Source organism: Enterobacteriaceae endosymbiont of Neohaemonia nigricornis, assembly GCF_012571795.1.
Taxonomy (GTDB): domain Bacteria; phylum Pseudomonadota; class Gammaproteobacteria; order Enterobacterales; family Enterobacteriaceae.
Map to the genome: position 1 here is coordinate 465,509 of NZ_CP046222.1, position 6,109 is coordinate 471,617.

General features: G+C 22.0%; 8 protein-coding genes. 7 read left to right on the forward strand and 1 reads right to left on the reverse strand.

Annotated elements, in window-relative coordinates; all coding sequences use genetic code 11:
* Window positions 1–3: 3 nt before the first annotated feature.
* Window positions 4–1,287, forward strand: a complete 1,284-nt coding sequence (gene serS, locus GJT85_RS02230) for a serine--tRNA ligase (RefSeq protein ID WP_208754585.1) — start codon at window positions 4–6, stop codon at window positions 1,285–1,287.
* A gap of 8 nt (window positions 1,288–1,295) precedes the next feature.
* On the opposite strand, the gene argR is transcribed toward serS, so the two are convergent.
* Window positions 1,296–1,775, reverse strand: coding sequence for a transcriptional regulator ArgR (argR, locus tag GJT85_RS02235; RefSeq protein WP_208754586.1), 480 nt, complete (start codon window positions 1,773–1,775; stop codon window positions 1,296–1,298).
* Between the two features lie 300 nt (window positions 1,776–2,075).
* Between argR and rplM the strand changes: the two genes are divergently transcribed.
* The 6 genes from rplM to cgtA all read left to right on the forward strand — a co-directional run bounded on the left by rplM (window position 2,076) and on the right by cgtA (window position 6,043).
* Complete coding sequence (gene rplM / locus GJT85_RS02240; RefSeq protein ID WP_208754587.1) at window positions 2,076–2,498, forward strand: 50S ribosomal protein L13; 423 nt, start codon at window positions 2,076–2,078, stop codon at window positions 2,496–2,498.
* Window positions 2,499–2,516: 18 nt separating this feature from the next.
* A complete protein-coding gene (gene rpsI, locus GJT85_RS02245) occupies window positions 2,517–2,909 on the forward strand; it encodes a 30S ribosomal protein S9 (RefSeq protein WP_208754615.1) in 393 nt (130 codons plus the stop codon).
* Between the two features lie 143 nt (window positions 2,910–3,052).
* Window positions 3,053–4,312 (forward strand): UDP-N-acetylglucosamine 1-carboxyvinyltransferase, encoded by a 1,260-nt coding sequence (gene murA / locus GJT85_RS02250; RefSeq protein ID WP_208754588.1) that lies wholly within the window; start codon window positions 3,053–3,055, stop codon window positions 4,310–4,312.
* A gap of 53 nt (window positions 4,313–4,365) precedes the next feature.
* Window positions 4,366–4,686, forward strand: a complete 321-nt coding sequence (gene rplU, locus GJT85_RS02255) for a 50S ribosomal protein L21 (protein ID WP_343034430.1) — start codon at window positions 4,366–4,368, stop codon at window positions 4,684–4,686.
* Window positions 4,687–4,698: 12 nt separating this feature from the next.
* Window positions 4,699–4,956, forward strand: coding sequence for a 50S ribosomal protein L27 (rpmA, locus tag GJT85_RS02260; RefSeq protein WP_208754589.1), 258 nt, complete (start codon window positions 4,699–4,701; stop codon window positions 4,954–4,956).
* Between the two features lie 67 nt (window positions 4,957–5,023).
* On the forward strand, window positions 5,024–6,043 hold the full coding sequence (gene cgtA, locus GJT85_RS02265) for an Obg family GTPase CgtA (protein ID WP_208754590.1): 1,020 nt from the start codon (window positions 5,024–5,026) through the stop codon (window positions 6,041–6,043).
* Window positions 6,044–6,109: the final 66 nt, after the last annotated feature.

The window sequence follows — 6,109 nt, forward strand, 5'->3', positions numbered from 1 at the left end:
AATATGTTAGATCCACATTTATTAAGAAATAATACTGATATGATATCTAAAATATTAGAACAAAGAAATTTTATCTTAGATGTTAATTGTATAAAAAAATATGAGACAAAACGTAAATTATTACAAAAACAAATAGAAATATTATATGCTAAAAAAAAGTATTATATGACTTTATTTAAACAATCTGATATTACGCATCATAATCAGATTAAAGATAATATTAAATTAATTAATTATAAGTTATCTAGTACAAAAACTAAATTATCTGATCTAATACTACGTATTAGTAATATATATAATATGATACCAAATATACCTTTAAATGATGTTCCAATTGGTAGATCTTCTAAAGATAACAAAGAAATATTAAAGTGGGGTAAAAAAAAAAAATATGATTTTCATATTCTTGATCATATTGAATTGGGAATATTAAATAATGGTATGGATTTAAAGGCTGGTGTTAATTTAAGTGGTTCTAAATTTATAGTATTGAAAGGATTTATTGCTTATTTACATAGAATTTTAATCCAATTTATGTTAGATATACATATTAATAAACATCAATATCAAGAATTTTATATACCTTATATTGTAAAAAATGAAATGTTATATGGAACAGGACAATTACCAAAATTTAGTAATGATTTATATGCTATTAAGAATAATGATGATTTAAGTAAACATTTCCTAATACCTACAGCTGAAGTTCCCTTAACAAATTTATTTGCTAATAAAATTATAATAGAAAAACAATTACCAATTAAATTAGTTGCACATAGTCCTTGTTTTCGTGTAGAAGCTGGCACGTATGGGAAATATAATAGAGGATTAATAAGAACACATCAATTTGAAAAAGTAGAAATAGTACAATTTGTACAACCACAATATTCTTTAAAAACTTTAGAAATAATGACAAATCATGCAGAACAAATATTACAATTACTTAAATTACCATATAGAAAATTATTATTATGTACTGGTGATATGAGTTTTGCATCTAGTAAAACTTATGATTTAGAAGTATGGTTACCATCTCAAAAAAAATATTGTGAAATTGCTTCATGTTCTAATATGGGAGATTTTCAAGCTAGAAGAATGAAAACAAGATATAAAATTCAAAAAGATAATTCTATTAATTATATACATACTTTAAATGCTTCAGGACTTGCTATTGGTAGAACATTAGCCGCTATTATGGAAAATTATCAATTAAAGGATGGAACAATTCAAATTCCTAAAATATTACATAATTATACAAACGGTTTAAAAGTTATTAAAGGATTTTAATAATAAAATTATACGTTTTGTTCAAATAATGTCTGTATAGAATGATATAAATGTGTAGTTTTAAATAAATTAGTAGGAACTACAAAGATTGTATCATCACCAGCTATTGTACCTAATATACCTTCAGATTTTCCTAAAGAATCTAATAAACGAGCAATTAATTGTGCAGCTCCTGGACTAGTATGTATAATAATAAGCATATCATTATAATCAATATCTAAGACTAAATTTTTTAATGGGCTAGTAGTATTAGGATAACTTAATTCTAAAGGAAAACAATACACCATTTTCATTTTAGTATTTCTTGTTCTAACAGCACCAAACTTTGTTAACATTCTAGAAACTTTAGATTGATTAATATTATTAAAACCTTCCTGATGTAAAGCATTTACAATTTCTGTTTGTGTACTAAATGTTTCTTGTTTTATTAATTTTTTAAAAATTTTAACTAGATTTGTGTCTTTTTTTTTTGAAGAAAAAATATGCATATAATCACCAACAAAATAAAAAAACAGTATTATAAATAATATTCAGAATCTTAATATATAATATTTATTATACATTATCACAATTGTAAATTACACCACTTATATTTTATAATGATATAATAAAAATATTATTATGTCAATAAATTATATATTTTTTATTAAAATTTTATAGTTATTATATTCTTACTTTAAAAGATATATTGCTTTTCTTTTTCATGTTTAGTAATATGTCAATAAATATTAATACATATATTTTATCATATTTTTATAAATATAATTAATTATGGATAAAATTTTATAATGTGTAATTTAATTAATATAAAAAATAATCATCAATGGTATTTAATTAATGCTAAAGATAGAATCTTAGGTAGATTATCTACTAAGATAGTATATTATTTACAAGGTAAGCATAAAGCTATATATGCTCCTTATTTAGATGTTGGCGATTATGTTATAGTTATTAATGCAAAATATATAAAAATTACAGGTAATAAATATAAAAATAAATTTTATTACAGTCATAGTGGATATGCCGGAGGATTAAAAAAAATTTCTTATGAAAAATTATTAATTTTAAACCCTAAAAAAATTATACAACATGCAATAAAAGGTATGTTACCTAAAAATAAAATTAGTAATGTATTTTTTAAACGCTTAAAAATTTATTCTGAAAATATACATAAACATATTGCACAACAACCAAATATTATAAATATATAATATGGAATTATTATAATGATAACAACTGTTCAATATTATGGTACTGGTAGAAGAAAGACATCTTCTTCTAGAGTTTTTATTAAACAAGGCATTGGTAATATTAGCATTAATAAAAAAACGCTAGAAAATTTTTTTTCTAAATTGTCGTATCGTTTTATAGTTATACAACCATTAATATTATTAAATTTGAGAAATAAATTAGATATTTATATTACAGTAAAAGGTGGAGGTAATGTAGGACAAGCTAGTGCTATCAGACATGGTATAACGAGAGCTTTAATAAAATATAATAATGATTTTCGTAAAAATTTAAAAAAAGCAGGTTTTATAACTAGAGATGATAGACAAGTTGAACGTAAAAAAATTGGATTAAAAAAAGCTAGACGTAGTCCACAATTTTCAAAACGTTAAAAAATTATAAATCTATATATCATTATTTAATTTTAAATTATCTGAAAGAGTATTTTTATTAGAGATTTTTGTTAAATTTTTAAATAAAATACTTTATGTTCATACAACATATACTAATAATATATATTTATTTAGAGCAAGTTATGGATAAATTTATTATACGGGGACCTGTAAAACTACAAGGAGAAGTTAAGATTTCTGGTTCTAAAAATTCAGCTTTGCCTATTTTATTTGCTTCTATGTTAGTTAAAAATAAAGTTAGAATTCAAAATATTCCATATATTCAAGATGTTAGCACAACCATTAATTTACTTATACATTTAGGTATAAATATTAAACAAGGCAAAGTATTAATATTAGATGCTAAAAATGTTAATAAATTTTATGCACCAGATTATTTGGTCCAAAATATCAGAGCATCTATTTGGCTTATGAGTACTCTATTAATACGTTTAGGTAAATTTAGTATATCTTTTCCTGGTGGATGTTCTATTGGAACACGTCCAATTGATTTACATATAAAAGGTTTATGTAAATTAGGTGCGATAATTAATATTAAAAATAATACTATTTATGGTTATTTACCAAATAAAATTAAAGGTGCTCATATTATTATGGAAAAAGTTAGTGTAGGTGCAACTATTAATATTATCTTACTTGCAATTTTTGCGGATACAATAACAATCATAGATAACCCAGCTAAAGAACCAGAAATACAAGATGTAGTAAATTTTTTAAATTTCATGGGTGCAAAAATTCAAGGAGTAGGTACACATCGTATTATTATACAAGGTATAACAACATTAAAGGGTACAAAAAAAATATATAAAATTATACCAGATAGAATAGAAACTGGTACTTTTTTAATAGCTGCGGCAATAAATAGAAGTAAAATAATATGTAGAAATACTAATCCAAAACATTTAATAAATGTATTAGAAAAATTAAAACAAACTGGTGCAGACATAAAATATGGAAAAACTTGGTGTAGTTTAGATATGCATGGTAAACGTCCTAAGGCAATTAATATTACTACTGGACCATATCCAAAATTTCCTACAGATATGCAAACACAATTTGTTGTATTAAATAGTATTGCACAAGGTATAAGTAACATAACAGAAACTATTTTTGAAAATAGATTTTTATATATTAATGAATTAATTAAAATGGGAGCAAAAATATATTTAAAAAATCAGACATTAACATGTTATGGTACTAATAATTTAAAAAGTGCTATAGTAACAGCAACAGATTTAAGATCAGCAGTAAGTTTAATATTAGCAGGATGTATTTCCATAGGAGTAACTATTATTAATAATATAAATTATGTTGATCGAGGATATGAAAATATTATAAAAAAATTATCTTTATTAGGTGCAAAAATTAAAAGAATAAAATAATAATTTTATTAAAAAATATGTTTAATATTTTTTATTTTTAATATAAGGTAAATATGTCTATGTATGCTATTTTTGATAATGGTGGCAAACAATATAAAGTTAAAATAGGTCAATTAATTAAATTAGAAAAATGTATGGGTAATATAGGAGATATTATTTATTTTAAAAAGATTTTAATGATATATGATAAACAAACTTATAAAATTGGCACGCCTTTTTTAAAAGCAAGTATCACTGCAGAATTGCTCTCACACAATAAAACTAAAAAAATTCAAATTATTAAATTTAATAGAAGAAAACATTTTCGTAAAACTCAAGGACATCGTCAAAATTATACACTTATGAAAATTATTAATATAAATAATAAAATTTAAGGAATATATTATATGGCACATAAAAAAGCTGGTGGTTCATCTAGAAATGGCAGAGATTCACATTCTAAACGATTAGGGATAAAATGTTTTGGTGGTGAAATAGTACAACCTGGTTATATTATTGTACGTCAAAGAGGCACTAAATTTCATGCGGGTAATAATGTAGGTTGTGGCAAAGATCATACACTATTTGCTAAAATTAAAGGTATAGTACAATTTGTTAAAAAAGGTATAAAAAAAAAAACATACATTAATATTATTAATAATTAATACATAAACAAAAAATAAATTTTATTAAAAAAATTATGGATTGTAATATTATTATTTTGGAGTTTATATGAAATTTATTGATGAAGCTGAAATATTTATTATAGCTGGTAAAGGAGGTAATGGATGTACTAGTTTTCGACGTGAAAAATATATCGCTAAAGGTGGCCCAGATGGTGGTAATGGCGGCAATGGCGGTAATGTATATTTTATTACAAATAATAATATTAATAATTTATCTAATTATTATCATAAAAAATATTACATTGCAGAAAATGGATGTAATGGTCAAAAATATCAACGTACAGGTAAAAAAGGTAAAGATTTAATTTTAAATATTCCTATTGGAACAAAAATTATTGATATTGATAAAAATTTAGTTATTGCTTATTTAAATAAAAATAACCAAAAAATTTTAATTGCTAAAGGTGGTATATGTGGTTTAGGTAATATTAATTTTAAATCTTCTATTAATAGAACACCTTATAAAAATACTAAAGGACAATTAGGTGAACATAAAAAAATAAGATTAAAACTTATATTATTTGTAGAAGTAGGATTAATAGGCATGCCTAATACAGGTAAATCTACTCTAATAAATAGTGTATCTAATGTTAATACTAAAGTTTCTGATTATCCATTCACTACAAAACAGCCTGTAATTGGCATAGTAAAAAATAATACTTATGGTACTTTTACTATACTAGATACTCCAGGTATTATTCGAAATTCGTTTTTAGGTTCCGGCTTAGGTTTAAATTTTATAAAACAATTTAAATATTGTAATTTAATATTACATATTATAGATATAACACAAATTAATAAATTTAATTTAATTAATAATATTAATATTATTAATAATGAATTAAAAAATTTTGATAATATTTTACATAAAGAAATATGGTTTGTATTTAATAAAATTGATTTAGTTAAGAAAAATATTAATCATATCCAAGATTATATTAAATATACACTTATTAAGTTTTCATATATTAATAAATGTTATTTTATTTCAGCAAAATTTAAGACAGATTTACAAAAATTATATTTAGATATTTTTAAATATTTAAATAAATATTTAAAAACATAATATTAATATTTTTTTTGTAAATAAATAGTACTTTTATATATTTAAAAAAAATTAGAATCATACAAT

Coding starts and splice junctions, on each gene's coding strand:
- rpmA (WP_208754589.1), top strand. CDS start 4,699: ATGGCACATAAAAAAGCTGGTGGTTCATCTAGAAATGGCAGAGATTCA.
- argR (WP_208754586.1), bottom strand. CDS start 1,775: ATGCATATTTTTTCTTCAAAAAAAAAAGACACAAATCTAGTTAAAATT.
- rplU (WP_343034430.1), top strand. CDS start 4,366: ATGTCTATGTATGCTATTTTTGATAATGGTGGCAAACAATATAAAGTT.
- murA (WP_208754588.1), top strand. CDS start 3,053: ATGGATAAATTTATTATACGGGGACCTGTAAAACTACAAGGAGAAGTT.
- rplM (WP_208754587.1), top strand. CDS start 2,076: ATGTGTAATTTAATTAATATAAAAAATAATCATCAATGGTATTTAATT.
- cgtA (WP_208754590.1), top strand. CDS start 5,024: ATGAAATTTATTGATGAAGCTGAAATATTTATTATAGCTGGTAAAGGA.
- serS (WP_208754585.1), top strand. CDS start 4: ATGTTAGATCCACATTTATTAAGAAATAATACTGATATGATATCTAAA.